The following is a 25,303-nucleotide window of genomic DNA, read 5'->3' as shown; positions in this document are numbered from 1 at the left end:
GACGATCGCCGTTCGGGCAAGGATCGCCGTTCGCCTTCCTGAATCCGGTCAACACGCACGGCGGTGCGCAGGAGGACAATCGTGACCGACACGGCGACCCCGCGCCTCGACGTCGACATCGTATCCGACGTGATGTGCCCCTGGTGCATCATCGGCTGGCTCCGTTTCGAACAGGCGATGGCGCATTTCGCGGGGCGGCTGACCTTTCGCGTCCGCTGGCACCCGTTCGAGCTCAACCCCGACATGCCGCCCGAGGGCGAGGACGCGGCGAGCCACGTGATGCGCAAATATGGGATCAGCGCCGAACAGAGCCGCGCGAACAGCGAAAGGCTCGCTGGCGCGGCCGCCGACCTGGGCTTCGTCTTCAACCGCGGGCTCGCGTTCCGCATGCGCAACAGCTTCGACGCCCACCGGCTGCTCGCCTGGGCGGCTGGATGCGAAGCGGCCGAACCGGCGGGGACGGCGACCGGGGTCCAGACCGCGCTGAAGCTCGCGCTTTTTCGCGCCCATTTCACCGACAAGCGCGACGTCGGCGATCCGCAGGTGCTGGCCGATGTCGCGGCATCGGCGGGCCTTGATCCCGCGCGCGCCGCCACGATCCTCGCGGGCGATGCCTATGCCGAGGAGGTCCGCGCCGAAGAGGCGTATTGGGCCGATAACAATATCACCGGCGTGCCGGCCTTCATCCTCGGCGGACGTATGCTGATTCCCGGTGCGCAGGATCCCGAGGTCTTCGTCCGCATCATCGAGAACAAGCTGCTGACCGCCGCTGCCTGACGGAACGGCCGCGGCGCCTCGGGCGTTTCCCGGTCATCCCCCAGCGATGGAGCCGGTCATGGTCGACGAACCCCGCAACGACAAGAATGAAGCGCCCGAGGCGCGGAACCGCGAACAGCAGGACGAGGAGGCGCAGGCCCAGACCGTCGCCGAGGCCGCGCGCCGCGCTCGCCCGCTCGAAGACAGCCGGAAGACGAAGGCGCGCGCGCGACGAACGCGACGATGCCGAGGACCTGATCGACCATATGCGCCAGATGGAGCGATCGGGCCGGATCGACATGGACGCCTATCGCGGCGAGCGCAGCGACGATGACGAAGAGGCCGAACTGGGGCCGGGCGGCATCGAAGACGACGAACCGCGCGGCGCGCCCTGACAGACCCCATCCTGTCGCGAGACGCTGCGCGACCGCAGCTTTCGGGCGGTTCGTCGGAGCGCGCGGAGCCGAAGCGGGCCTTGCGCGTATCACCTCCATCGTCGCCGCGGAACGGACGGCGGCGCGGCAAGGAGACAGACCATGGCCGATCACGACCATAGCGCGATCAAGGAACATATGCATGTCATCGGCGCCGACGGCGTCCATATCGGCACTGTCGATCATCTCGACGGCGAGCGGATCAAGCTGACCCGCGCCGACAGCGGCGACGGCCGGCATCATTATCTGCCTGCTGGTCTTGTCGCTTCGGTCGATGGCGACACGGTTCGCCTGTCGGCGAACGCCGCGAACGCGGTCGACCTGTTCGAGGAATGATCGGATAACCAGAGGGCCGGGGGAGCAATCCGGCACCCCGGCACCGAAACTGGCCCGTCCCGACGCCCCGGGGCGGGCCATTTCCTTTTTGGCGAAAGCCGAGGTTAGCCCCTTCCCGCGCGGGCAATCGGTTGCGCATCGAAAAACGGAGCCGGACACGCGGACCGGCTCCGTTCGATACTCGCCCGGTCGCCACGCGGATCGCGGCGGCCGGAGCTTTTTGACTGACTTCAGCGCGTCGTTGCGTCGGCGTTCGTCTCGCCCTCGGCGCTGCCGCGCGCCTCGAGGCCGGCCTTCGGCAGCTTGGTCACCAGCGTACCCGCCGCGCCGTCAGCCTGCCGGTAGAGCGAGGAAAGCGGCACGTTGTAAAGCTTGCCGCCGTCGACCACCACCGCATTGTCGCCATCGATGCTTTGCACCGTGCCGATGCTCTTGCCCTTGGTGTCGGTGACCTGAACGCCGGCGCGTACCTCCTCGCGCGTCGCGAGGGTCAGCTTGGTCGCATCGGCGGTTCTGTTCACCGTGCCGTCGACGCGGTCGACCGTGTCGCCGACCGGCTGCGTCACCCGATCGACCGTATTGCCGACCGTCGCGCCCGGATCGACCTGCGCGCCGAGCGTGCCGCCAACGGCACCGCCGACGTCGAGCTGGGCGAATGCGGGAACCGCAAGCAGCGCGGTGCCCGCGGCGAATATCATCATCGTCTTGCGCATCATCATTCTCCATCGGGTATGGGAGTCCGCGAAGGGACGGATGCGGGTAAAACGAAGGATCGGCGGCGCTGTTGCATGGCGCCAAGTCGCGCCGACTGTCTGATCAGATGCTGCCGTTAGAAATTACCTATTTCTTACACACGCTTATGCTGAATCTGGAAGGATGGCGAAAAGCGCCGAGACGCCGCGAGGTTGCGACGAACGCGGCCGGCGGTAGCGGAATGGTCGTCGCAGACCATCGGCTTTCCGATTCGCTCTTGCAGCGGGCTTCCGACTTCGGCGCGAGGCGTCAGTGGCGGGACGCGGGCCGCGGCGCGATCAGCCGGTTCAGCGTGGCGATGCGCCGCCGCGCCGCGGTCCAGTCGCGCTCGGGATGCGCCTGAATCTGATAGAGGAGCGCGCGGACCTCCTTGCGGCGATCGCCTTCGGTCACGACCTGCATGGCATTTCTCCTTTTCCGGACCAGCCTACCATGCGCCCGCCGAGTCGGGCAAAGCGGTCGCCCGCAACCCGTCGTGGAGGGAGAGCGGAGTAGCGTGGCGCCGGGACGCGCGCGGGCTGGCGCGGTGCGGCGGCGATGCTATGGACCGGGCGATGACGCACCGGGGTTCCAGGATGATCGTGATCGGCCGGTTGAGGGCGAAGCCGCTGCTGGCGGGGCAATTGCTGTGCGCGCTGGCGGCGGCCGGCCTGATCGCGCGGCAGGCACGCGGCGCGAACGTGACGGAGGTCGCGATGAACCTGCTGTTCGGCAATCTGGTGGTGACCGCGGTTCTTGCGGCGGCGATCTTCGGCTTCGTCGGCTTCTTCCGCGCGTGGCGGCGCCGCGATGCCTGGATCGTCCACGACGGCGCGCAGCTCTATCGTGGCACCGACGCCGCGTGGCCGCTCGCGCTGATCCGCGACGTGGTGATCGAACGCAATGACCTCGGCATCGCGTCGCTGCGGCTGGTCGTCGACGATGACAGCGAGGTGACGCGCGAACTGGTCAAGCTCTACCTGCTCGAAGACTCGCCCGATGCGGTGCGCGGCGGCGTGATGTTCGCGGTGGGCCGCATGCGGTGGCGGGTCGGTGCGATGATTGATTCCCCTGCAGGATCGTCTGGGGGAACCCGGAGCGACCGGAATAGCCGCCTTAAACCGAAAATCCGCCCTTGTTCCGCCGGTTGGAGTTCGCCGCCAGCACCTTCTTGCCCGTCGGGGTCAGCGCCCATCTGGCGCCCTGCTGCGCGACGAGGCCCAGCGCGACGAGTTCGTCGCGGATGGGGTCGGCGGCGAGTTGGGGGCGGCGGTTGGAGAGACCCTCGAGCGTCGCGCGCTGGGGCTGGCTGAGGATCAGGAGTTTGAGTTTCTTCTTTTCGGTCATTCTGTCGTCTCTGACTTCTGGTTCCTATGCGTCCGGGGCGGACATCGGATGCCCGCCCCGCCGTGATTGATGGGACGGAGCCCATAAATAAGTCTCGCTGCCCCTCCCGCGAGCAGGAGGGGGTAAGGAAGGGTTATTCCGCCGCGATGCCTGCCTTGGCGAACATGTCCTCGCCGTCGCTTTCGGCTTCGTCGACCGGCGCGTCGTCGTTCGCCTTCGCCTTCTTGCGGTTGTCGAAGCTGTCCCACACGCTGTTCCAGTCGCCGCGCGTCGCCGCCTTCGAATATTCGGTGGCGCGGGTTTCGAAGAAGTTGGCGTGCTCGACGCCGTTGAGCAGCGGCGCGAGCCAGGGGAGGGGATGCTCCTCGATCATGTAGATCGGCTGGAAGCCGAGCTGCCCGAGGCGCCAGTCGGCGATGTAGCGGATATAGCGCTTGATCTCCTTGGGCGTCATGCCGGGGACTGGACCCTGCTCGAACGCCAGGTCGATGAACGCATCCTCGAGCCGCACCGTCTTCTGGCAGCAGTCGATGATGTCCTCCTTCACCGCCTTGGTCAGGCAGTCGCGTTCCTTGGCGAAGGCGTGGAACAGGCGCGTGATGCCTTCGCAATGCAGGCTCTCGTCGCGGATCGACCAGCTGATGATCTGACCCATTCCCTTCATCTTGTTGAAGCGCGGGAAGTTCATCAGCATCGCGAAGCTGGCGAAGAGCTGAAGCCCTTCGGTGAAGCCGCCGAACATCGCAAGCGTACGCGCGATGTCCTCGTCATTGTCGACGCCGAAGGTGCCCATATAGTCGTGCTTGGCGCGCATCTCCTCATATTCGAGGAACATGCCATATTCGCTTTCGGGCATGCCGACCGTGTCGAGCAGGTGCGAATAGGCCGCGATGTGGACCGTTTCCATGTTGCTGAACGCGGTCAGCATCATCTTGATCTCGGTCGGCTTGAACACGCGGCCGTATTTTTCGTGGTAGCAGTCCTGCACCTCGATGTCGGCCTGGGTGAAGAAGCGGAAGATCTGGGTCAGCAGATTGCGTTCGTGGTCGCTGATCTTCTGCGCCCAATCGCGGCAATCCTCGCCCAGCGGCACTTCTTCCGGCACCCAGTGAATCTGCTGCTGGCGCTTCCAGAAATCATAAGCCCAGGGATATTCGAAGGGCTTGTAGGTCTTGCGGGCTTCGAGAAGAGGCATGGTTCGTTTCTTTCGTCAGGCAATGGCAGCAGCAGGGCGGACAGGGACAGACGCCGGACGGCCCGGCGGGCGTCCGGCGTGATAGAAGGGGGTGCGCGGGCCCGGTGCCCCTGCCCCCGGTGCTCGTGCCGACGTCAGCCGGCGGGCGGGATATAGGGCGCGCCGAGCGTCGCGCGACTGTCGATCGCGTCGATCTCCTGACGCTCCCCGCTCAGGAACAGCATCAGGAAGGCGCCGAATCCGCCGAGAACGAACAGGATGATCGCGATCCACACCGCGCGCGCCGATGCCGTCACGCCGCGCGGCGCCGGGCCGGGCTCCAGATCGTTGGTCCGCTTGGCGAACAGGCGCGCCACGCCGCGCGCGTTGATGATGAGCCAGATCATCGCGACGAAGCTGACCAGCGTGAACAGCGCCGTCAGGATCGGGTAGTGGATGATGTCGCTCATCGCCATGCTCCGCTTCAGCCCGCCTCGCGTCGGAATAACGCGCGAGGGCTGCGGAGGATGCGTGGCGGCGCTCGCCGCGGGACAGGGATGCGCGTGCGCGCATCACTGGCACGCCAGGCATTCGTCGTAATCGGTGCTTTCGGCCGTGAGTTCGTATTTGGGCGCTTCGGCCGTGTTATCGGCCTCGACACCACCCGCGAAGCCCGCGCGCTGCACTGACTTGGACCGCAGATAATAGAGCGACTTGATGCCGAGTTCCCACGCGCGATAGTGGAGCATCAGCAGGTCCCACTTCTCGACGTCCGCCGGGATGAACAGGTTCAGCGACGCCGCCTGGTCGATATAGGGCGTGCGGTCGGCGGCGAGTTCGAGCAGCCAGCGCTGGTCGATCTCGAAGCTCGTCTTGAACGCGTCCTTCTCGTCCTGCGTCAGGAAGTCGAGGTGCTGGACGCTGCCGCCCTTTTCGAGGATCGAATTCCACACCGCGTCGCTGTTCTTCGCCTTGTCGACGAGCAGCGATTCGAGGTGCGGGTTCTTGACCACGAAGCTGCCCGACAGCGTCTTGTGGGTGTAGATGTTCGCCGGGATCGGCTCGATGCACGCGCTGGTGCCGCCGCAGATGATGCTGATCGACGCGGTCGGCGCGATCGCCATCTTGCAGCTGAAACGCTCCATCACGCCCTGGTCCGCGGCGTCGGGGCAGGGGCCGCGCTCCTTGGCGAGCAGCATCGACGCCTGGTCGACCTGCGCGCGGATATGCTTGAAGATGCGCAGGTTCCACGATTTCGCCATCGCGCCCTCGAAGGGCAGGCCGCGCGCCTGGAGGAAGCTGTGGAAGCCCATGACGCCGAGCCCGACCGAGCGTTCGCGGCTCGCGCTGTATTTGGCGCGCGCCATTTCGTCGGGCGCGCGGTCGATATAGTCGCTGAGGACATTGTCGAGGAAGCGCATCACGTCCTCGATGAACGGCTTGTCGCCGCTCCACTCGTCCCAGGTTTCGAGGTTGAGCGACGAGAGGCAGCAGACCGCGGTGCGGTCGTTGCCCAGATGGTCGCGGCCCGTCGGCAGCGTGATTTCCGAGCAGAGGTTCGAGGTCGAGACCTTCAGCCCCAGGTCGCGGTGATGCTTGGGCATCATGCGGTTCACCTGGTCGATGAAGATGATGTAGGGCTCGCCGGTCGCGAGCCGCGTCTCGACCAGCTTCTGGAACAGCCCGCGCGCGTCGACGGTGCCGCGGACGCTCTGGTCCTTGGGGCTGCGCAGGTTGAACTCGGCGCCGTCGCGCACCGCTTCCATGAACTCGTCGGTCAGGAGGACGCCGTGGTGGAGGTTGAGCGCCTTGCGGTTGAAGTCGCCCGACGGCTTGCGCACCTCGAGGAACTCCTCGATCTCGGGATGCGAGATGTCGAGGTAGCAGGCGGCCGAACCGCGGCGCAGGCTGCCCTGGCTGATCGCGAGGGTCAGCGAGTCCATCACGCGCACGAAGGGAATGATGCCGCTGGTCTTGCCGTTGAGGCCGACGGGTTCGCCGATGCCGCGGACATTGCCCCAATAGGTGCCGATGCCGCCGCCGCGGCTGGCCAGCCAGACATTCTCGTTCCAGGTGCCGACGATCCCCTCGAGGCTGTCGTCGACCGAGTTCAGATAGCAGGAGATGGGCAGGCCGCGGCCGGTGCCGCCGTTCGAGAGCACCGGGGTCGCAGGCATGAACCAGAGGCGCGAGATATAGTCGTAGAGGCGCTGGGCGTGGTCGGCATCGTCGGCATAGGCGCACGCGACTCGCGCGAACAGGTCCTGATAGGATTCGCCGGGCAGCAGATAGCGGTCCTGCAGCGTCTCCTTGCCGAAATCGGTGAGCAGCGCGTCGCGGCTGGAATCGGTCGTGACCTCGAATCGGCGCGCGTGCACTTTCGGCTCGCCCGAATCGCCCTGCCCGACGACCGGCGAATCAGTCTTCGATTCGGCCGCACCGGGCGCATCGTTTCTCGTCAGTTCCACCGTCGCCACGTCGTTCATCTCCACCCGTTCGGTCTCGCGAAAATCCATCCTGCTTCACCCCGTTTGCATGGCGCGCGACGGCGCCTTCGTTCTTGTCTTGTTCGACTCGGGGCGAAGCCCCAGCCTAGCATCTTTCGGCGCGTCGGGTGGGACATATTTGGCGCACCACGTCCTTTTCCCGCCCCTCTGCACGAAGAGCGACGGAAATCCGCCATTTGCAGCCAGATACAATTTCTTGGGGCCCCCCGACGGATCACCCACCACCTATAGTGCCACTTCGGCGCAGGGATGCAAGAGAGTAAATGCCCGATTACCGACTCGATTCGTCGCTGATTTGATTCGGTTCATCGCTCGCGCACGCTCCGCGACGCGCGCCGGTCACGCTATTCCGCGGCGTTCGACGCTTTCAGGTGCGTGGCCGTCAACGGCCGTGTCATGGCAGGGAGCGGGATGGGGGCAGTGGGGCCCGGGCGCGGACGGAAATGGCTCCATCCCGAATCGCCATTCGCCCAAAAAGAAAAGGCCCCGGCGATGCCGAGGCCCTTCCTGCAGTTTTTCAAGGCTTAGGCGGACGCGCCGCCGATGGCGCTACCGGAGCCACCAAGCCAACCCCAAAACCAACCCATGATCAATCTCCTGTCGGCACTGCCCCACGAAGAGAACAGTTAACCGCGCGTATACCTTAATTTTTAAGGTAAATCGAGTCTTAACCAATGGGATTGCCGCCAGATTGGCAGCTATGCGATGCGGCTGTGGGAGTTGGGAAAGATCGACGCGACCAGATCGGAAAACAACTGCGGTTTTCCAAGATGATAGCCTTGTCCGACATCGCATCCGAGTTGATGGAGCAACGCCATCGTCGGGGCGTCCTCGATCCCTTCGGCAACCGCGACGGCGCCCAGGCGATGCGCCAGATCGATGGTCGATTTGACGATTTCGAAGTTGCGCTGCGAATCGCGCATCGTCATCACGAATCGCTTGTCGATCTTGATCTCGTCGGCTTCGATCTCGGTCAGATATTCGAGGTTGGACTGGCCGGTGCCATAATCGTCGATCGACAGGCGGATGCCGGCACGACGAAGCTGCGCCAGCGTCTGGCGCGCCTGCCGGCTGTTCTCGATCTGCGCGGTTTCGGTAATCTCGATCGTCAGCAGTTCGGGCGGCAGATGATGCGCTGTGAGCATCACGCGGATCGTGCCGACGAGGTCGTCATGGTCGAGCAACGCCGCAGACAGGTTCACCGACATGTTGGCGTGGAGGCCGCGAGCATGCAGCTGGGCCGCCGACCGGATCGCCTGGTCCATGACGAACAGCGTCAGGCGATAGATGTCCTGGCTCTTTTCGGCCTGGACGATGAACTCGTCGGGCGGGATGGGGCCGCGCGTCGGATGCGTCCAGCGCACCAGCGCCTCCACGCCGACCAGCTGGCCGGTCGCGATGCCATATTGCGGCTGAAAGGCGACCCAGATGTCGCCGCCGGTCAGCGCGTCCTCGAGCTGCGAATGGAAACTCAATTGCCAGCCGGCGTCCTCCTGCTGGCGCGGCATATGTTTGGTCCACAGCGCGCGGGTGCGGACCGCGTGATCGGCGGCGACCAGCGCCGCGGCCAGCCGCTGCGCATTCGATCCCTCGAACTCGTCGTTGACGCCGAAGGCGATCGCGACGTCGATGCGCGCGCCGCCGATCGTCAGCGGGGCGTTGAACAGCGCGGCGAGGCCCGCGAGTTGCGCCTCGATCTGGCTGTGCTGATAAAATGGGACGAGCCAGGCAAAGTTGCCGTCGGGGTCGTGGTGCAGCGCCGTCGACTGCGACGCGAGCTGCAGGCGGCGTGCGACCTGCTCGACGAGTTGCTGGCTGCCTTCGCCGGGCAGAAAGGCGACGAGATCGCCGAAATTGACCAGCTTTGCCGCAACCACGGTGTGGCTTCCGAACGGCGCCTGCGACCGTAGCGCCTCGAAATTGGGTAGCCCCGATACGGGATTTTCGTGGAGCGCCGATTCGCGGCGGCGGCGGCGCGAAACATTGGCACCGAACACCCCGATCAGGACCAGTGCGGCGCCGATCGAACAGGTGACGAGCATCGTCGTCAGCCAGACCTTGACGACGATCAGCGCCGCGATCGTGCCCAATGCCGTCGCATTGAACCATCGGCCACGGCGGAAGGCGACGGCGCCCAACGTCGTGAGGAGGGCGAGTGCGAACGCCGGCATCCAGCCTATATCGGCCGGATTGCCGCGCTTCAGCGTCTCCGCGCCGATGACATGGATGAAGGCGCCCGGCACGCGATTATGTCCCGGCAGAAAATGCGCATCCTGAAAGGAGGGGGCGGTGGGTGCGAAGACGACATCCTTGCCCGCCAACTCGCGCCCGCCGACCTTTCCCGAGAGCAGGTCGATGGCCTCATAAACAGGAATGGAGCTGGTTCGATAGGAATAGTCGAGCGCGAAACTGCCGATCGGAAGCGACCGCTGCGCCAACAACGCGGAAAAGCTCGGAACGGTTTTCCCGCCGATCGAGACGGCCGTCGCGAGACGCCAGACCTGCCAGAAATCATATTCCAGCCCTATGCTGGCCTGACCGGCGGCAGAGCCGAACGCGGGACTGGGCAGGAACGTCGGCTGGAAATCGCCGGGCCTGTTCGAGCCGGCAACCAGCCCCAGGACGACCCGGTCGCCCATGCGGCGAATGGCCCCGGTCAGTCGGGGAAAGTCGCTGTCCGCCTCGCGTCGGTTGTAGTAGAAATCGATGAACAGCCGCCGCGCGCCGGCGGCATTGACCGCGTCGACGACCTGTGCGTGCTGTGTCAGCGAAAAGCTGGATTTGGGCGAATTGTCGAGCGTTCGCTCGTCGATTGCGACGACCACTATATCGCCCGACACCGGTCGCCAGGCGAACCGGCCGATGGCCGCTTCGACCAGCCGGTCGAGCGGCACCGCGGCCGCCGACAGGCCGACGAGCACGCTCAACAGCAGCGACAGGCCGATGGACCGCCAACTGATGATCAGGCTTCTGACCGGATTGGGCACGCACGTCTCCAGCGATTGCCCGCCGTGCTTAGGACGCGATGGTTATCATCGCGTTAATCATGCGCCCGACCCCGGCGGAAATCAGCCGATCCGCGGTAGCGTGGGAAGCACGGCGTCGCCTGCGAGCACGGCGGCGGCCAGACCCGTCGCGGCGGGCACGATCTGCTGAAGATAGAAACGCGTCGAGGCGATCTTGGATCCCAGAAAGGCGGCATCGCCGTCGTCCGCTTCGAGCGCCGCTTTCGCCGCCCGATGCTCGATCGCCATCAGCCAGCCGCAGGTCGCCGTCGCGAGCATGGTCAGATAGGGATAGCTGCCCGCAAGCCGGTCGGGCATGCTCGCCTGTTCGAGCCAGTCGGTGACCGCGCCGCACGCCTCGGCAAGCTGCGCCAGTTCGGGGAAATCGGCGCCGCCGTGCGCGATGTCGGCGATCAGCGAGCGCACGCCCTCGCCGCCGGCAAGGCCGAGCTTGCGTCCGACGAGGTCGGCGGCCTGAATGCCGTTGGTGCCTTCATAGATCGGCGCGATGCGCGCGTCGCGGTAATGCTGCGCGGCGCCGGTCTCCTCGATGAAACCCATGCCGCCGTGGACCTGCACGCCGAGGCTCGCGACCTCGCAGCCGATGTCGGTCGCATGCGCCTTCGCCAGCGGGATCAGGACGTCGGCGCGCAGCGCCGCGGCAGCGTCGCCCAGCTTGCCGAAATCGGTCTGCGCCGACGCATAATAGATGAGCGCGCGCGCGGCCTCGGTCTGCGCGCGCATCCGCCACAGCATGCGCTTGACGTCGGGATGATGCTCGATCGTCACCGGCGTGCGGTCGGGCGAACCCGCGAGTGCCGACTGGACGCGCTCGGCGGCATAGCGTTGTGCCTGCTGCAGCGCGCGTTCGGCGATCTGGACGCCCTGACAGCCGACCATCAGGCGGGCGTTGTTCATCATCACGAACATCGCGCGCATGCCGCCCATCTCTTCGCCGACGATCTCGCCGAGGCAATCCTCCTCCTCGCCATAGATCATCACCGCGGTCGGCGAGCCGTGGATGCCGAGCTTGTGTTCGATCGATGCGCAGCGCACGCCGTTCGAAATCGTCGGCCGCCCTTCGGCATCGAGCCGGTATTTGGGGACGAGGAACAGTGAGATGCCGCGCGTCCCCTCGGGCGCGCCCGGCGTGCGCGCGAGAACGAGGTGGACGATATTGTCGGTAAGGTCGTGCTCGCCGAAGGTGATGAAAATCTTCTGCCCCCTGATCCGGTAGAGGCCGGCATGTTCGCCCTCGGTCACCTTCTCGGCGGTCGAGCGCAGCGCGCCGACGTCGCTGCCCGCGCTCGGCTCGGTCAGGTTCATCGTGCCGTTCCACTCGCCGGTGACGAGCTTCGGGAGCCAGGTCCGGCGCTGTTCCTCGGTGCCATAGGCCATCAGCGCGTGAATCGCGCCGGGGGTCAGGATGTTGCACAGGGTGAAGCCCATGTCGGCGCTGCCCAGCGCCTCGATCACCACGGTCGCGAGGGTGAAGGGCAGGTCCTGCCCGCCATAGGCGGCGGGGCCGTCGAGGCTGCCCCAGCCCGCCTCGACGAATTGCCGATAGGCTTCCTTGAAACCCGGCGGCATGGTCACCTTGCCGTCTTCCCAGCGGGGATTGTTCACGTCGCCGACGCGGTTGAGCGGCGCGTAGACCTCTGCCGCGAAGTCGCCGATGCCGGTGACGATCGCCTCGACCATGTCGGGGGTCGCGGCGGCGAAGCGCTCGTGCTGCGCCATCGCGTCGATGCGGGCGATATGGTCGAGGACGAATAGATGTTCGGTGGTCGGCGCGGTGTAGGTCATGAAGCGTCCCGTTTTAGGGGGTGATTCCGTTGCAGCCGGCGCTATAGCGCGGCATGGCCGATGGTCCAATCGAGAGTATGGCAACCGAAGTCCGCGCCTTCGACGCCGACACGGTCGCGCGCGCCGCGACGCTCGTCGCGCAGGGGCTTCCGGTCGCGGTGCCGACTGAAACGGTCTACGGCCTCGCCGCCGATGCACGGAACGCCGATGCGGTCGCGCGCATCTATGCCGCGAAAGGGCGGCCTGACTTCAACCCGCTGATCGTCCATGTGCCCGATCTGGCAGCGGCCGAGGCGCTGGGGGTGTTCGGCGCGGCCGAGCGCACCCTCGCGGCGCGCTTCTGGCCGGGGCCGCTGACGCTGGTGGTGCCGCGCACACGCGACTGCCCGGTTGCGCGCATCGCGACGGCGGGGCTCGACACGATCGCGCTGCGCGTCCCGGCGCACCGCGCGATGCAGGCGCTGCTTGCCGCCAGCCGCGCGCCGCTCGCCGCGCCGAGCGCCAACGCCAGCGGCCGGGTGAGCCCGACGAGGGCGGCGCATGTGCTGACGAGCCTCGACGGACGGATCGCGCTGGTGATCGACGACGGCGCGACGACGGCCGGGGTCGAATCGACGATCGCACGGGTCGTGGACGGCGCGGTGGAGGTGCTGCGACCGGGGCCGGTGACGGCGGCGATGCTCGGCGCAGCCAGCGGCCTCCCCGTCCGCGGACGCAAGGGGGCCGACGTCGTTGCCCCCGGTATGCTGGCAAGTCATTATGCGCCGGGCAAGCCGGTGCGGCTGGATGCGGCTTCCTTTGCGCCCGACGAGTTCGGCATCGGCTTCGGTGCCCTGCGCGGCGACTATTGCCTGAGCGAGGCGGGCGACGCGACCGAGGCGGCGGCGCATCTGTTCGACGCGCTGCATGCAGGGGCGGCGAGCGTAAAGCCGCGGATCGCGGTTGCCGCGATTCCGGCCGATGGGCTGGGCGCGGCGATCAACGACCGGCTCGCGCGCGCGGCGGTGTGAATTCTTTATGTAGTAGAGCCTAAGCCGCTGCCGGTTCGACCGGATCTCTACGCGGGGTCTTGCGCGTGACGATCAGGCAGGCCGCGACGATCAGCAGCGCGCCGGCGATCGTCGGCAGCGTCACCGGCTCGGCATAGAAGAACCAGCCGAACAGCATCGCCCACAGGAAGCCCGTATATTCGGTGGTCGCCAGGATTTGCGCCTCGGCACGCGCATAGGCCCAGCTCAGCAGCAGCAGCGACAGGATGGCGAGCAGCGCGGCGCCGACGATCGGCGCAGCGTGGGCGGCGGCGGGAATCGCCGCGAACCACGGCGCCGCAAGCGACAGGAACAGCGCGACGAACAGATTCTGGTAGAAGGCGATCTCCGCCGGTCCCGCCATCTTCGCCTGCCGCCGCGCGAGGATGAGGTTGTAGGCGTAGCAGACCGCCGAAAGGAACACCGCGCCGACCGCCCACAGCGCCTGCGTGTCGTGCCCGCCGTCGCCCAACTTGCCCGCGACGATCACCAGCACCCCCGCGAATCCCAGCAGCGACGCGGCGATCGAGCGCCGCCCGATCCGCTCGCCGAGGAAGATCGCGGCCATGTAGAGCGCGAGCAGCGGCGCGACGAAGGCGAGCGCTATCGCCTCGGCCATCGGCAGCCGCGCGAGCGCCCAGAAGAAGCCGAGCGCCATGCCGGTGACGAACAGCGAGCGCCAGGCATGGATGCGCATCGTCGCCGCATCGGGGCGCGCCGGCCGCGCCGCGAAATAGACGAGACCGCTCAGCACGCTTCCCGCCATCGTGCGCCACAACACCGCATTATAGGCGCCGATGCCGATCGACAGCCCCTTCATCAGCACGTCCATCGACGAATAGGTCGCGATCCCCGCGCAGGCGACGAGGAAGGGGACGAGCGGCGAGGACGAGTCGGGACGCATGACGGGGCTTCGGCGCGATGAGATGACCGCCGCGCGGTTCAGTCGATATGGTCGGTGCGGCGGATGAAGTCGGCGACGTCGACGCGCATCTCGCGAAGCAACGGGACGTTGACATAGACCATGTGGCCGGCGGGATAATATTTATAGGCGATGTTCGCCTGCAGCTCCTTGGGAACCGGCAGGTGCTGAAGCTCGTACCAGCCCGCGAAATAGGGGGTCGAGACGTCGAAATAGCCGCCGGTGACGAGCAGCTTCATCTGCGGATTCTGCTTCATCGCGGCCGCCAGGTCCGGCAGCACGTTGGGGAGCGCGATCAGCGGCCTGCCGGCCTCGGGTGGTTCGTGCTTGTAATCCCAGCTTCCATAGACGCCGAGGCTGCCCTCGTAATGCCGGCCCTCGCCATAGCCGAGCGTGCGCCGGGCGTAATCGTTGAACGCCGCGGTGTAGGCGCCGCCGATCGCGCTGCCCTGCGGATCGTAGGAGGCGGTCTTGCTCAGCGGGTCGAGCGTCGGCCCGGTGAAGCGCGTGTCGAGCGTCCCGGTCGTCTGGCCCTTGTCGGCGAGCAGTTCCTTCTGCATCGCGCCATATTCGATGCGCAGGTTCGTCTTGAGCAGATAGGCGAGCGGCAGCCCGGTATAGGCGTGGAGCCTTGCGGCGATCGCCTGCCGCTCATCGTCGGGAAGCCCGTTCCCCTTCATCAGCGCGAGCGCATAGTCGGTGGTGGCGAATTTCTCGACCTCGTCGAGGAAGGGGCGCAACTCGGGAGGATTGCCCGCGGCGCGCTTGTGATACCAGGCGGTCGCGGCATAGGTCGGCAGCGACACGATATAGGGCAGGTCGACCCCGGGGTTGAGCTGCGGGTCGTCGGGGATGAGGTCCCAGTTCAGGATGTCGGACAGCAGGATCACGCCGTTGAGGTCGATGTCCTGCCGTTGCAGCGCCAGCGTCATCCCCGCGGCGCGCATCGTCCCATAGCTTTCGCCATAGAGATATTTGGGCGATTTCCAGCGGCCGTGTTTCGACAGGAAATCGCGGATGAAAACGGTGAAGGCGTGGATGTCCTGATCGACGCCGAAGAAGGCGTCGGCCTTGTCCTTGCCCGCGACGCGGCTGAAGCCGGTGCCCGGCGCGTCGACGAAGACGAGGTCGCTGACGCCCAGCAGGCTCTGGTCGTTGGCGACGATGCGATAGGGCGCGCCGCCGTGAACCAGATCGGGCGTCTCGACGCGCACCGGGCCGAAGGCGCCCATGTGCAGCCACAGCGTCGGCGATCCGGGGCCGCCGTTGAAGAAGAAGGTGATAGGGCGGCTCTCGGCGGGGGCGCCCTCCTTGAAATAGGCGGTGTAGAACATCGACGCCTCGGCGTCGGGGACGTCTTTTCCGGCATCCTTGTCGCGGCGGCGTTCGGCGGCGAGCGTGTCGGTCCAGCCCTTCGGGTGGACGACCAGCGTGCCAGCCACCGCCTGATAGGCGATGGCGACGCCGTCGACCGTCACCGACCCCGCCGAGCGCACCTCGGTCGGCTCGAACATCGGGCCGGCGGGCGGCGCCGTTTCGGACGCGGCGCGCGGTTCCTTCGACTGGGCGGCGGCGCAGCCCGCAAGCAGGACGGCAAGGGCAAGGGCGGCGAAGGATTTCATGGATCGGACCTCGGGATCATTAGGGACGGGTCATGTGGGCGATGGTGCGGGGGTCAGCGAAAGCTCGCCTGTCCGGCGCCGTCGATGTTGAGCTTCTGCCCCGAACAATAGGGGTTGGCGTCGGAGACGAACCACAGCACCGCCGCGGCGACGTCGTCGGGCGTGGGGACGCGGCCGAAGGGGAATTTGGCGTCGAGATGGTGGATGTCGTCCTGGCCGGTGATCGCGCGTGCCAGCCGCTCGCCCATGTCGCTGACGGTCAGCGACGGTGCGACGATGTTGACGCGCACGCCGCTGCGCACTTCTTCCTTGGCGAGGGTGAGCGCCAGCGCCTCGGCCGCCGCCTTCGCCATGTTGTAGGGCGCGCCGTTCGCGGCGTGGTTCAGCGTCGCGACGCTCGATATGACGACGATATCGCTGCGCTCGTGCCGGCGAAGCTGCGGCAGCGCGAGGCGCGACAGGCGGTGGGCGCCGACCGCGTGGATGGCGAGCAGCTTCTCGACCTCGGCGGCGTCGGTGCCGGCGACGGTCTTGCCGCGGCTGGCGATGCCGGCGCTGTTGATCAGGATCGACATGGGGCCGAAATCGGCCTCGATCGCGGCGACCATCGCGGCGGACGCCGCTTCGTCGGCGACCGATGCCTGATAGGCCCGAGCCTTGCGGCCGAGTGCGATCACCCCGGCCACCGTTTCGGCGGCGGCCTCGCCATCGCGCGTATAGTTGACCGCGATATCGGCGCCCGCCCTGGCCAGCGCCAGCGCGATCCCGCGCCCGATGCCGCGCGAGGCGCCGGTGACGAGCGCGGTGCGGCCTGCGAGGGTGATGTCGGTCATTTTTTGTCTCCCTTTTGTCCCCTCCCGCAGGCGGGAGGGGCAATGAGGCTTGGCAGCTTGCTGCCTAGCCGCAATGAGGTGGGCAGGCGACGCCGCGCCCCATGCCCACCCCGCTGCGACCAGCGCCTGCTGCGCAGGCTCAAGTCTCGCTGCCCCTCTCGTAAACGGGAGGGGAGAAAATGGGAATGACGTTTCCGTCAACGTAAGCTAGCGTCGCGCGATGAGCTGGGAAAAGGAAGTCGCCGAACTCGCCGCGCGGCGCGCGATGGCGGAGAAGATGGGCGGCGCCGAAAAGGTCGCGCGCCAGCACAGCCGCGGCAAGATGGACGCGCGGGCGCGGCTCGCCGCGATCGTCGACGCGGGCAGCTTTCGCGAGATCGGGCAGATCGCGGGACGGGGCACTTATGGTCCCGACGGCGAACTGGAAGATCTGGCTGCGAGCAACTTCATCTTCGGCCGCGCCAATATCGACGGGCGGCCGGTGGTCGCGAGCGCCGACGACTTTACCGTGCGCGGCGGCGCGGCCGACGCGGCGCTGCACCGCAAGTTCATCCAGTGCGAGGCGATGGCGCACGAATATCGCCTGCCGCTGATCCGCATGATCGACGGCACCGGCGGCGGCGGGTCGGTCAAGACGCTGGAGGACATGGGCTATACCTATATCCCGCATGTGCCCGGCTGGGACCAGATCATCGCCAATCTCGATACCGTGCCGGTGGTCGCGCTCGCGCTGGGGCCGACGGCCGGGCTGGGCGCGGCGCGGGTCGTCGCGAGCCACTACAGCCTGATGGTGCGCGGCCTGTCGCAGCTTTTCGCGGCGGGGCCGGCGGTCGCGGCGGCGATCGGCGACACGCTCGACCGCGAGGAACTGGGCGGCAGCGACGTGCACACGCGCAACGGCGTCGTCGACGACGAGGTAGCGAGCGAGGCGGAGGCGTTCGCGCGCGCGCGTCGCTTCCTGTCCTATCTGCCGTCGTCGATCCACGATCGCGCCGTGCGGACGAAGAATCGCGACCCCGCGGGCCGGCGCGAGGAGGCGCTGCTGTCGGTCGTGCCGCGCGAGGCGAAGCAGGTCTATTCGATGCGGCGCATCGCCGAAGCCGTGTTCGACAAGGGCAGCGTCTTCGAAATGGGCGCGCGCTGGGGACGGGCGGTCATCACCGCCTTTGCCCGCCTCGACGGCTGGCCGGTCGCGGTGCTCGCCAGCGATCCCACCTATCTCGGCGGATCGTGGGACGCGAAGACGAGCGAGAAGGCGGAACGCTTCGTCAAGCTCGCCGACCAGTTCCATCTGCCGATCGTCCACCTCGTCGACAATCCGGGCTTCATGATCGGCGGCGAGGCCGAGCGGACGGGGACGATCCGCTATGGCGTGCAGGCGATGAACGCGATCTACCGCGCGTCGGTGCCGCTCGCGTCGGTGGTCGTGCGGCGCGCCTACGGCATCGCGGGGAGCGCGATGTCGAACGCCGAGCGCTTCCAGTACCGCTTCGCCTGGCCGTCGGGCGACTGGGGCAGCCTGCCGATCGAGGGCGGAGTCGAGGTCGCCTACAAGAGCGAGCTGGAAGCGGCCGAAGACCCGGCGGCGCATCTGGAGGCGATCCGCGAACGGCTCAACCGCGTACGCAGCCCGTTCCGCACCGCGGAGAAATTCGGGGTCGAGGACATCATCGACCCGCGCGACACGCGGCCCCTGCTGTGCGAGTTCGCGGAGCTCGCGTGGCGCGTGGTGGAGCGGGGCTAGGATCGTGACCTTAGGGACGGCGCGTCACGCTCGGCCTATCCCCCCAGACCGTCGACCTTCTTCGACTGCTTGACGATCAGGCCGGGGAACCAGCGGGCGATGCGGGCGAGACGCTTCGCCATCTTGCCCACCGTCACATGCACCCGGTCGCCGTGCACCGCGTCCCACGCCGCTTCGGCGACGCGTTCGACGGGCACGATCTCATATCCGTTCGCCGACAGGCGATTGCGCGCGGGCTCGTTGCTGTCGGCGCTGACCTGATCGAGCAGCGGGGTGTCGATAAAGCCCGGCATCAGCGAGCGGACCTCGATGCCGTGCTTCGCGAATTCGATATCGAGGGCCTCAGTGAGGCCGCGCACCGCGAATTTGGTCGCCGAATAGATGGCGAGCCCGCCGACGCCGTAGAAGCCCGATGCGGAGCCCGTGTTGAGGATCGTCGCCCCCGGCGTCGCGCGGAGCAGCGGCAGCGCCGCGTAGATGCCGTTGACGACGCCACCGAAGTTGATCGCGATCAGCCGGTCGGCCTCCTCGGGCGGCATGTCGATCAACTGGCCCCCCGTTCCGATGCCGGCATTGTTGAACAATACGTCGAGCCGGCCGCCGCTCGCCGCCGCGAAATCGGCAAGCGCCGCCCGCCACTGGTCGCGGTCGCGCACGTCCATGACGTGGCGCGACGAGGCGCCGTCGGGAAGCAGCGCCGCGGTTTCGTCGATCCCTTGCGCATTGACGTCTGCGATGCCGACGAACCAGCCCTGCGCGGCGAAATGTCGCGCGGTCGCCCGGCCGATCCCCGATCCGCCGCCGGTGATGAAAATCGCCTTCCTCGTCATCGCGCCCTCCCTGACATGTTTGTCAGCGAGGGATGGAGCGTCGGAAGCCCGCGCGTCAAGCGGCAATGCCGATCCCGGGGGTCAGGACCCTAGACGCGGCGGGGCTTTCACCCTATGTTCAGCGTCGCGTGCGCATAGGGGTGCGCGCTCAACCTGAAGAGGGGCGATTCTTGCGGTTATTGCTGACCCTTTTGGCCTTGCTGACCGGCCTCGCCGGTGCGGACCGGGCCGTGGCCGCGCCGCTGGCGCCCGCCACGATGGGGTCGCTCGTCCTGCTCGCCGATGTCGCGAGCCAGAGCGAGAATAACGACAAGGTCCGCCGTCCCGTCGACCCGACCCCGACCCGCCGCGCCTCCTGCGCCTGCCGCAAGGCGCCGCGCTCGTCGGCGCCGCATCTTCCCGGCCTGCTCGGCCGCATCGACCGGGCGCTCGAATAGCCTTTTTCGCGGGCCTTCGCGCCTGACGATCGACCAGCGGCCGCAATCAGCGGCCCGGCGGCGCACAAGCCGCCTCTTTCAGTTCATATACCAAGGAAATCGCCATGTTCGGCAGCTTCGCCAAAAGCCTTTTCGGTTCGTCCAACGACCGCTACGTCGCCTCGATTCGCAAGATCGTCACCGGGATCAACGCCTTCGAGCCCGCGATGGAGGCGCTCGACGACGACGGCCTGCGCGCGCAGACACAGAAATTCCGCGACCGGCTCGAAGCCGGCGAGACGCTCGACGATATCCTGCCCGAAGCCTTCGCCACTGTCCGCGAAGCGGCGAGGCGCAGGCTCGGCATGCGGCATTTCGACGTGCAGATGGTCGGCGGCATCGTCATCCACCGCGGCGAGATCGCCGAGATGGCGACCGGCGAGGGCAAGACGCTGATGGCGACGCTGCCCGTCTATCTGAACGCGCTCGAGGGCAAGGGCGTCCACGTCGTCACGGTCAACGACTATCTGGCCCGCCGAGACGCCGAATGGATGGCCGAGGTCTATGGCTTCCTTGGCCTCACCACCGGCGTCATCGTCCCGAACCTCAACGAGACGCAGCGGCGCGAAGCCTATAATTGCGACATCACCTATGCGACGAACAACGAACTGGGGTTCGACTATCTGCGCGACAACATGAAGTTCGACCGCACGCAGATGGTGCACCGCCCCTTCAACTTCGGCATCGTAGACGAGGTCGATTCGATCCTGATCGACGAGGCGCGCACGCCGCTGATCATCTCGGGCCCGACCGACGACAAGTCGGAACTCTACATCCGCGTCAACGAGGTGGTGAACCAGCTCGTCGAAGCCGATTACGAGAAGGACGAGAAGACCAAGTCGATCAGCCTGACCGAGGACGGCACCGAGCATGTCGAGCGGCTGCTCGAGGCCGCCGGGCTGCTCCAGGGCAGCAACCTCTATGACATCGAGAACACTCAGGTCGTCCATCACGTCAACCAGGCGCTGAAGGCGATCCAGATGTTCCGCCGCGACACCGACTATATCGTCAAGGACGACAAGGTCGTCATCATCGACGAGTTCACCGGCCGCATGATGGACGGGCGCCGCTGGTCCGATGGCTTGCACCAGGCGGTCGAGGCGAAGGAAGGGGTCAAGATCGAGCCCGAGAACCAGACGCTCGCGTCGATCACCTTCCAGAATTATTTCCGCATGTATCCGAAGCTCGCGGGCATGACCGGCACCGCGGCGACCGAGGCGGCCGAATTCTTCGAAATCTACAAGATGAACGTCGTCACCATCCCGACCAACCGCCCGATCGCGAGGGCCGACGAGGAGGACGAGTTCTACAAGAACATCACCGACAAGTTCGGCGCCATCGCGCGTACGATCCGCGAGGCGAACGAGCGTGGCCAGCCGGTGCTGGTCGGCACGGTGTCGATCGAGAAGTCGGAACTGCTCTCCTCCTTCCTCGAAAAGGAGGGCGTCGCGCACAGCGTGCTCAACGCGCGCTTCCACGAGAGCGAGGCCAATATCGTCGCGCAGGCGGGGCGGCTGGGCGCCGTCACCATCGCGACCAACATGGCGGGCCGCGGCACCGACATCAAGCTGGGCGGCAACGAGGAATCGCGCATCGAGAACGAAGTGGGCGACATGCCTGCGGGGCCCGAGCGTGAGGCGGCCGAAGCGCGCATCCGCGAGGAGGTCGCCGCCGAACGCGAGGCGGTGAAGGCGGCGGGCGGGCTGTTCGTGCTCGGCACCGAACGCCATGAAAGCCGCCGCATCGACAACCAGCTGCGCGGCCGCTCGGGACGCCAGGGCGACCCCGGCCTGTCGAAATTCTACCTGTGCCTCGACGACGACCTGCTGCGCATCTTCGGCCCCGACACGCTGTTCGCCAAGATGATGAACAAGAATCTGGAGGACGGCGAGGCGATTGGGTCGAAATGGCTGTCGAAGGCGATCGAGACCGCGCAGAAGAAGGTCGAGGCGCGCAACTACGACATCCGCAAGCAGGTCGTCGAATATGACAACGTCATGAACGACCAGCGCAAGGTCATCTACGACCAGCGCGGCGAGATCATCGACAGCGACACGGTCGACGACGCGATGGACGCGATGCGCGCCGAAACGGTCAATTCGATCGTCGCCGACGCCTGCCCGCCCGGCAGCTATCCCGAGCAGTGGGACATCGCGCAGATGAAGGCGCGCATCGCCGACGTGCTCGAACTGACGCCGCCGCTCGAAGCGTGGATGGAAGAGGACGAGGTCGATCCCGAAATCTTCGAGGAGCGCATCCAGAAGATGGCCGAGGACGCCGCCGCCGCGAAGGCGGCGCAGGTCGACCCCGAAACGTGGCGCGGGATCGAGAAGTCGATCCTGCTCCAGACACTCGACCATCATTGGAAGGAGCATCTGTCGACGCTCGACGCGCTGCGCCAGGTCGTCTTCCTGCGCGCCTATGCGCAGAAGCAGCCGATCAACGAATATAAGCAGGAAGCCTTCGCGCTGTTCGAGCGCATGCTCCAGAACATCCGCGAGGATGTGACGCGCACCGTCGCGCGGATCGACTTCCAGTTCCAGGAGCCCGAGCCGCTGCCGCTGCCCGATCTCCCCGACTTCCTGACCACCCACATCGACCCCTTCACCGGCGAGGACAACAGCGCCGACATCGACGGCGGATCGCTCGGCGTGATCGCCGACACGCTGCCCCCGATGGCGGCGCCGCGTCCCGACCTGCCGGAAGGCGAGAATCCCTATGCGGCGATGGAGATCAGCCGCAACGCGCCCTGTCCCTGCGGGTCGGGCCGCAAATACAAGCATTGCCACGGGGCGCTTTGAGGCCGCGCGCGCCGCTGCCCTTGACGGCGGCGGCGGACCGGGCGAACCTCGGGCGATGACCTATTGCGTCGGCATGCGCCTGAACAAGGGACTGGTGTTCATGTCGGACACCCGCACCAACGCGGGTGTCGACGACATCTCGCAGGTCCGCAAGATGCGGAGCTGGCACGTTCCCGGCGAGCGCGTGATCACGCTGATGTCGGCGGGCAATCTGGCGACGACGCAGGGGGTCGTCAGCCTGCTCGACGAGCGGCTCAAGGCGCCCGGCGACCGGCACCCGCCGATCCTCACCGCGGCGTCGATGTTCGAGGTCGCGACGATCATCGGCGAGACGCTGCGCGGCATTGTGATGCGCTATGGCGCGGAGGGCCAGAACGCCGAATCGATCTTTCGCGCCTCGCTGATCGTCGGGGGGCAGATCCGCGGCGGCGAGCCGCGGCTGTTCCTGATCTATCCCGAGGGCAATTTCATCGAATCGGGCGAGGACAATCCCTTCTTCCAGATTGGCGAGACCAAATACGGCCGCCCGATGATCGTCCGCTCCTATCACCCCGCCATGGCGTTCGAGGATGCGGTGAAACTGCTGTGCGTCTCGTTCGATTCGACGATCCGCGCCAACGCCGGGGTCGACCTGCCGATCGACCTGAAGGTCCATGCGCGCGACGACTTCACCACCGTGCGCGAACGTCGCTTCGAACGCGGCGATCCCTATTACCAGAGCGTGTCCGACGGTTGGGCCGCGGCGTTGGGGCACGCGCTCGACACGCTGCCGGACTTTCATTTCTGACCACCGGCATTTCTGACGGCCAGCATTTCTGACGTTTGGCGCCGCGCCAGCTTTTGCCCGGGGGCGGCGAAGCTACCGGTTCCGCCGCTCCTCGATCAGCCCATCGACCAGGCTCGGGTCGGCGAGGGTCGAAGTGTCGCCGAGTGACCCGAAGTCGTTCTCCGCGATCTTGCGCAGGATGCGCCGCATGATCTTGCCCGAGCGCGTCTTGGGCAGCGCCGGGGTCAGGTGGATATGGTCGGGGGTCGCGATCGGGCCGATCTCGGTGCGCACCTGCTGCTTCAGCATGGCGACGATCTCGTCGGTCGGCTCGATGCCCGCGTTCAGCGTGACATAGGCGTAGATGCCCTGGCCCTTGATGTCGTGCGGGAAGCCGACGACCGCCGCCTCCGCCACCAGTTCGTGCAGCACCAGCGCGCTTTCGACCTCGGCGGTGCCCATGCGGTGTCCCGACACGTTGATGACGTCGTCGACGCGGCCGGTGATCCGCCAATAGCCTTCGGCGTCGCGGCGGCAGCCGTCGCCGGTGAAATATTTGCCCTTGTAGGTCGAGAAATAGGTCTGAACGAAGCGCTCGTGATCGCCATAGACGGTGCGCATCTGCCCCGGCCAGCTGTGCGTGATGCACAGATTGCCCTCGGCGACCCCGCCATCATGTTCGTCGGCGAGGACGTTGCCGTCGGCATCGACGAGTTGCGGGCGGACGCCGAAGAAGGGGCGCCCCGCGCTTCCCGGCTGCATCGGATGCGCGCCGGGCAGGGTGGTGATCATCGTGCCGCCGGTCTCGGTCTGCCACCAGGTGTCGACCACCGGCACGCGGCCCTTGCCGACGACGTCGTGATACCAGCGCCACGCCTCGGGGTTGATCGGCTCGCCGACGCTGCCCAGCAGGCGCAGCGACGACAGGTCGTGGCGCGTCACATAATCGTCGCCTTCGCGCATCAGCGCGCGAATCGCGGTCGGCGCGGTATAGAGGATGTCGACCTTGTGCTTGTCGACGACCTGCCAGAAGCGGTCGTGGTCGGGATAATTGGGAACGCCCTCGAACATCAGCGTTGTCGCGCCGTTCTGCAGCGGGCCGTAGACGACATAGCTGTGCCCGGTGACCCAGCCGATGTCGGCGGTGCACCAGAAGATCTCGCCGGGGCGATAGTCGAAGCCGTACCAGAAGGTCGATGCGATCCACACCGAATAGCCGCCGGTGGTGTGAAGCACGCCCTTGGGCTTGCCGGTCGAGCCCGAGGTATAGAGGATGAACAGCGGGTCCTCCGCCCCCATCGGCTCGCAGGGGCATTCGGCGCCGACGTCGGCCGACAGCGCGTCGTACCAATGGTCGCGGCCTTCCTTCATCGCGATGTCGCCGCCGGTGTGCGCGATGACGAGCACGCCCTTCACCGCGACGCGTTCGAGCGCCTTGTCGACATTGGCCTTCAGCGGAATGGTGCGGCCGCCGCGCAGCCCCTCGTCGGCGCAGATCACCCAGTCGCTGCCGCAATCCTCGATGCGGCCGTGGATCGCCTCGGGCGAGAAGCCGCCGAAGATGACGCTGTGGATTGCGCCGATCCGCGCGCAGGCGAGCATCGCCACCGCGCCTTCGGGGATCATCGGCATATAGATGGTGACGCGGTCGCCCTTGCGGACGCCCAGCTTCTTCAGCGTGTTCGCCATGCGGACGACGTCGGCGAGCAGCGCCGCATAGCTGATCGTCCGCGCCTCGCCGTCGGGGGCGTCGGGTTCGAAGATGATCGCGGTCCGGTCGCCGCGGCCCGCCGCGACATGGCGGTCGAGCGCATTGTGGCAGAGGTTGAGGACGCCGTCCTCATACCATTTGATGCTGACGGGATCGAACGACCAGTTGGCGATCTTCGTGGGCGGGGTGAACCAGTCGAGCCGTTCGGCCTCCTTCGCCCAGAAGGCATCGGGATCGGCGATGCTTTCGGCATAGAGCCGCTCGTAATCGGCGGCGCTGGTGTGCGTGTTCGCCGCTGCCGCGGGCGGGACCGGGACGAAGGGCTCGGAAGGGGGCAGTTCGGACATCCTTGATTCTCCCGATCTTTGGGCCTGCCCGTTGCCGGGGCGTTCGGCCGCGAATCCTTTTTCCTTCCTTATCCGTTCGCATCGAGCGAAGTCGAGATGCCTATCGCTTGCATTCGCCTTCGGGGT

21 protein-coding genes are annotated in these 25,303 nt (G+C 66.8%); 9 read left to right on the top strand and 12 right to left on the bottom strand.

The annotated features are described in order from the left end of the window. Nucleotides 1–81 precede the first annotated feature (81 nt). The 3 genes from AC2S9W_RS00645 to AC2S9W_RS00635 all read left to right on the top strand — a co-directional run bounded on the left by AC2S9W_RS00645 (nucleotide 82) and on the right by AC2S9W_RS00635 (nucleotide 1,526). On the top strand, nucleotides 82–777 hold the full coding sequence (locus tag AC2S9W_RS00645) for a DsbA family oxidoreductase (RefSeq protein WP_286750267.1): 696 nt from the start codon (nucleotides 82–84) through the stop codon (nucleotides 775–777). Nucleotides 778–1,022: 245 nt separating this feature from the next. Continuing rightward, on the top strand, nucleotides 1,023–1,151 hold the full coding sequence (locus tag AC2S9W_RS00640) for a hypothetical protein (protein WP_276516798.1): 129 nt from the start codon (nucleotides 1,023–1,025) through the stop codon (nucleotides 1,149–1,151). Nucleotides 1,152–1,292: 141 nt separating this feature from the next. Further along, entirely contained in the window at nucleotides 1,293–1,526 is a 234-nt protein-coding gene (locus AC2S9W_RS00635) for a DUF2171 domain-containing protein (protein WP_067106114.1), read from the top strand. A gap of 230 nt (nucleotides 1,527–1,756) precedes the next feature. On the opposite strand, the gene AC2S9W_RS00630 is transcribed toward AC2S9W_RS00635, so the two are convergent. After that, complete coding sequence (locus AC2S9W_RS00630; RefSeq protein WP_286750266.1) at nucleotides 1,757–2,239, bottom strand: hypothetical protein; 483 nt, start codon at nucleotides 2,237–2,239, stop codon at nucleotides 1,757–1,759. A 289-nt stretch (nucleotides 2,240–2,528) separates the two neighbouring features. After that, nucleotides 2,529–2,681 (bottom strand): hypothetical protein, encoded by a 153-nt coding sequence (locus AC2S9W_RS00625; protein ID WP_169799637.1) that lies wholly within the window; start codon nucleotides 2,679–2,681, stop codon nucleotides 2,529–2,531. A 173-nt stretch (nucleotides 2,682–2,854) separates the two neighbouring features. Here AC2S9W_RS00625 and AC2S9W_RS00620 point away from each other — a divergent pair, with 173 nt between their 5' ends. Then, complete coding sequence (locus AC2S9W_RS00620; protein ID WP_486571492.1) at nucleotides 2,855–3,571, top strand: hypothetical protein; 717 nt, start codon at nucleotides 2,855–2,857, stop codon at nucleotides 3,569–3,571. A 167-nt stretch (nucleotides 3,572–3,738) separates the two neighbouring features. On the opposite strand, the gene AC2S9W_RS00615 is transcribed toward AC2S9W_RS00620, so the two are convergent. The 5 genes from AC2S9W_RS00615 to AC2S9W_RS00595 all read right to left on the bottom strand — a co-directional run bounded on the left by AC2S9W_RS00615 (nucleotide 3,739) and on the right by AC2S9W_RS00595 (nucleotide 12,097). Next, nucleotides 3,739–4,800 carry a ribonucleotide-diphosphate reductase subunit beta gene (locus AC2S9W_RS00615; RefSeq protein ID WP_286750264.1) on the bottom strand — a complete coding sequence of 354 codons (1,062 nt, stop codon included), beginning with the start codon at nucleotides 4,798–4,800 and terminating at the stop codon, nucleotides 3,739–3,741. Nucleotides 4,801–4,934: 134 nt separating this feature from the next. Beyond that, nucleotides 4,935–5,249, bottom strand: a complete 315-nt coding sequence (locus AC2S9W_RS00610; RefSeq protein ID WP_286750263.1) for a hypothetical protein — start codon at nucleotides 5,247–5,249, stop codon at nucleotides 4,935–4,937. Between the two features lie 102 nt (nucleotides 5,250–5,351). After that, nucleotides 5,352–7,295: a ribonucleoside-diphosphate reductase subunit alpha gene (locus AC2S9W_RS00605; RefSeq protein ID WP_212598475.1), complete on the bottom strand. Its 1,944-nt coding sequence runs from the start codon at nucleotides 7,293–7,295 to the stop codon at nucleotides 5,352–5,354. A 689-nt stretch (nucleotides 7,296–7,984) separates the two neighbouring features. Next, a complete protein-coding gene (locus AC2S9W_RS00600) occupies nucleotides 7,985–10,273 on the bottom strand; it encodes an EAL domain-containing protein (RefSeq protein ID WP_486571491.1) in 2,289 nt (762 codons plus the stop codon). An 81-nt stretch (nucleotides 10,274–10,354) separates the two neighbouring features. Then, entirely contained in the window at nucleotides 10,355–12,097 is a 1,743-nt protein-coding gene (locus AC2S9W_RS00595; protein ID WP_286750261.1) for an acyl-CoA dehydrogenase, read from the bottom strand. A gap of 53 nt (nucleotides 12,098–12,150) precedes the next feature. On the opposite strand from AC2S9W_RS00595, the gene AC2S9W_RS00590 reads away from it, so the two are divergent. Beyond that, nucleotides 12,151–13,107, top strand: a complete 957-nt coding sequence (locus tag AC2S9W_RS00590; protein ID WP_486571490.1) for an L-threonylcarbamoyladenylate synthase — start codon at nucleotides 12,151–12,153, stop codon at nucleotides 13,105–13,107. A 19-nt stretch (nucleotides 13,108–13,126) separates the two neighbouring features. Here AC2S9W_RS00590 and AC2S9W_RS00585 read toward each other — a convergent pair whose 3' ends face one another. From AC2S9W_RS00585 to AC2S9W_RS00575, 3 genes are read right to left on the bottom strand one after another with little or no spacing between them, the layout of a single operon-like run. Further along, nucleotides 13,127–14,029 carry a DMT family transporter gene (locus AC2S9W_RS00585; RefSeq protein WP_286750259.1) on the bottom strand — a complete coding sequence of 301 codons (903 nt, stop codon included), beginning with the start codon at nucleotides 14,027–14,029 and terminating at the stop codon, nucleotides 13,127–13,129. Between the two features lie 38 nt (nucleotides 14,030–14,067). Next, on the bottom strand, nucleotides 14,068–15,669 hold the full coding sequence (locus AC2S9W_RS00580; protein ID WP_286750258.1) for a S10 family peptidase: 1,602 nt from the start codon (nucleotides 15,667–15,669) through the stop codon (nucleotides 14,068–14,070). A gap of 53 nt (nucleotides 15,670–15,722) precedes the next feature. After that, entirely contained in the window at nucleotides 15,723–16,502 is a 780-nt protein-coding gene (locus AC2S9W_RS00575) for an SDR family NAD(P)-dependent oxidoreductase (protein WP_486571489.1), read from the bottom strand. 220 nt (nucleotides 16,503–16,722) lie between these two features. Here AC2S9W_RS00575 and AC2S9W_RS00570 point away from each other — a divergent pair, with 220 nt between their 5' ends. After that, complete coding sequence (locus tag AC2S9W_RS00570; RefSeq protein ID WP_486571488.1) at nucleotides 16,723–18,246, top strand: acyl-CoA carboxylase subunit beta; 1,524 nt, start codon at nucleotides 16,723–16,725, stop codon at nucleotides 18,244–18,246. A gap of 35 nt (nucleotides 18,247–18,281) precedes the next feature. Here the strand turns inward: AC2S9W_RS00570 and AC2S9W_RS00565 are convergent, their stop codons facing one another. Further along, nucleotides 18,282–19,076 (bottom strand): SDR family oxidoreductase, encoded by a 795-nt coding sequence (locus AC2S9W_RS00565; protein ID WP_286750222.1) that lies wholly within the window; start codon nucleotides 19,074–19,076, stop codon nucleotides 18,282–18,284. 170 nt (nucleotides 19,077–19,246) lie between these two features. On the opposite strand from AC2S9W_RS00565, the gene AC2S9W_RS00560 reads away from it, so the two are divergent. From AC2S9W_RS00560 to AC2S9W_RS00550, 3 genes are all read left to right on the top strand, one after another. Next, nucleotides 19,247–19,513: a hypothetical protein gene (locus AC2S9W_RS00560; RefSeq protein ID WP_067106142.1), complete on the top strand. Its 267-nt coding sequence runs from the start codon at nucleotides 19,247–19,249 to the stop codon at nucleotides 19,511–19,513. Between the two features lie 104 nt (nucleotides 19,514–19,617). Then, entirely contained in the window at nucleotides 19,618–22,353 is a 2,736-nt protein-coding gene (gene secA / locus AC2S9W_RS00555) for a preprotein translocase subunit SecA (protein ID WP_286750221.1), read from the top strand. A 55-nt stretch (nucleotides 22,354–22,408) separates the two neighbouring features. After that, complete coding sequence (locus AC2S9W_RS00550; protein ID WP_067106147.1) at nucleotides 22,409–23,140, top strand: proteasome-type protease; 732 nt, start codon at nucleotides 22,409–22,411, stop codon at nucleotides 23,138–23,140. A gap of 72 nt (nucleotides 23,141–23,212) precedes the next feature. On the opposite strand, the gene acs is transcribed toward AC2S9W_RS00550, so the two are convergent. Next, complete coding sequence (acs, locus tag AC2S9W_RS00545; protein ID WP_286750220.1) at nucleotides 23,213–25,177, bottom strand: acetate--CoA ligase; 1,965 nt, start codon at nucleotides 25,175–25,177, stop codon at nucleotides 23,213–23,215. Nucleotides 25,178–25,303 lie beyond the last annotated feature (126 nt).

Source organism: Sphingopyxis sp. 550B (assembly GCF_057401805.1).
Note: the sequence above shows the minus strand (reverse complement) of the source record. Positions and strands in the feature narration are given on the sequence as shown.

Excerpts from the sequence above, each read along its gene's own strand:
- AC2S9W_RS00640 (WP_276516798.1), top strand. The coding sequence starts at position 1,023 with ATGCGCCAGATGGAGCGATCGGGCCGGATCGACATGGACGCCTATCGC.
- AC2S9W_RS00635 (WP_067106114.1), top strand. The coding sequence starts at position 1,293 with ATGGCCGATCACGACCATAGCGCGATCAAGGAACATATGCATGTCATC.
- AC2S9W_RS00630 (WP_286750266.1), bottom strand. The coding sequence starts at position 2,239 with ATGCGCAAGACGATGATGATATTCGCCGCGGGCACCGCGCTGCTTGCG.
- AC2S9W_RS00625 (WP_169799637.1), bottom strand. The coding sequence starts at position 2,681 with ATGCAGGTCGTGACCGAAGGCGATCGCCGCAAGGAGGTCCGCGCGCTC.
- AC2S9W_RS00620 (WP_486571492.1), top strand. The coding sequence starts at position 2,855 with ATGATCGTGATCGGCCGGTTGAGGGCGAAGCCGCTGCTGGCGGGGCAA.
- AC2S9W_RS00615 (WP_286750264.1), bottom strand. The coding sequence starts at position 4,800 with ATGCCTCTTCTCGAAGCCCGCAAGACCTACAAGCCCTTCGAATATCCC.
- AC2S9W_RS00610 (WP_286750263.1), bottom strand. The coding sequence starts at position 5,249 with ATGAGCGACATCATCCACTACCCGATCCTGACGGCGCTGTTCACGCTG.
- AC2S9W_RS00605 (WP_212598475.1), bottom strand. The coding sequence starts at position 7,295 with ATGGATTTTCGCGAGACCGAACGGGTGGAGATGAACGACGTGGCGACG.
- AC2S9W_RS00595 (WP_286750261.1), bottom strand. The coding sequence starts at position 12,097 with ATGACCTACACCGCGCCGACCACCGAACATCTATTCGTCCTCGACCAT.
- AC2S9W_RS00590 (WP_486571490.1), top strand. The coding sequence starts at position 12,151 with ATGGCCGATGGTCCAATCGAGAGTATGGCAACCGAAGTCCGCGCCTTC.
- AC2S9W_RS00585 (WP_286750259.1), bottom strand. The coding sequence starts at position 14,029 with ATGCGTCCCGACTCGTCCTCGCCGCTCGTCCCCTTCCTCGTCGCCTGC.
- AC2S9W_RS00580 (WP_286750258.1), bottom strand. The coding sequence starts at position 15,669 with ATGAAATCCTTCGCCGCCCTTGCCCTTGCCGTCCTGCTTGCGGGCTGC.
- AC2S9W_RS00575 (WP_486571489.1), bottom strand. The coding sequence starts at position 16,502 with ATGACCGACATCACCCTCGCAGGCCGCACCGCGCTCGTCACCGGCGCC.
- AC2S9W_RS00570 (WP_486571488.1), top strand. The coding sequence starts at position 16,723 with ATGAGCTGGGAAAAGGAAGTCGCCGAACTCGCCGCGCGGCGCGCGATG.
- AC2S9W_RS00565 (WP_286750222.1), bottom strand. The coding sequence starts at position 19,076 with ATGACGAGGAAGGCGATTTTCATCACCGGCGGCGGATCGGGGATCGGC.
- secA (WP_286750221.1), top strand. The coding sequence starts at position 19,618 with ATGTTCGGCAGCTTCGCCAAAAGCCTTTTCGGTTCGTCCAACGACCGC.
- AC2S9W_RS00550 (WP_067106147.1), top strand. The coding sequence starts at position 22,409 with ATGACCTATTGCGTCGGCATGCGCCTGAACAAGGGACTGGTGTTCATG.
- acs (WP_286750220.1), bottom strand. The coding sequence starts at position 25,177 with ATGTCCGAACTGCCCCCTTCCGAGCCCTTCGTCCCGGTCCCGCCCGCG.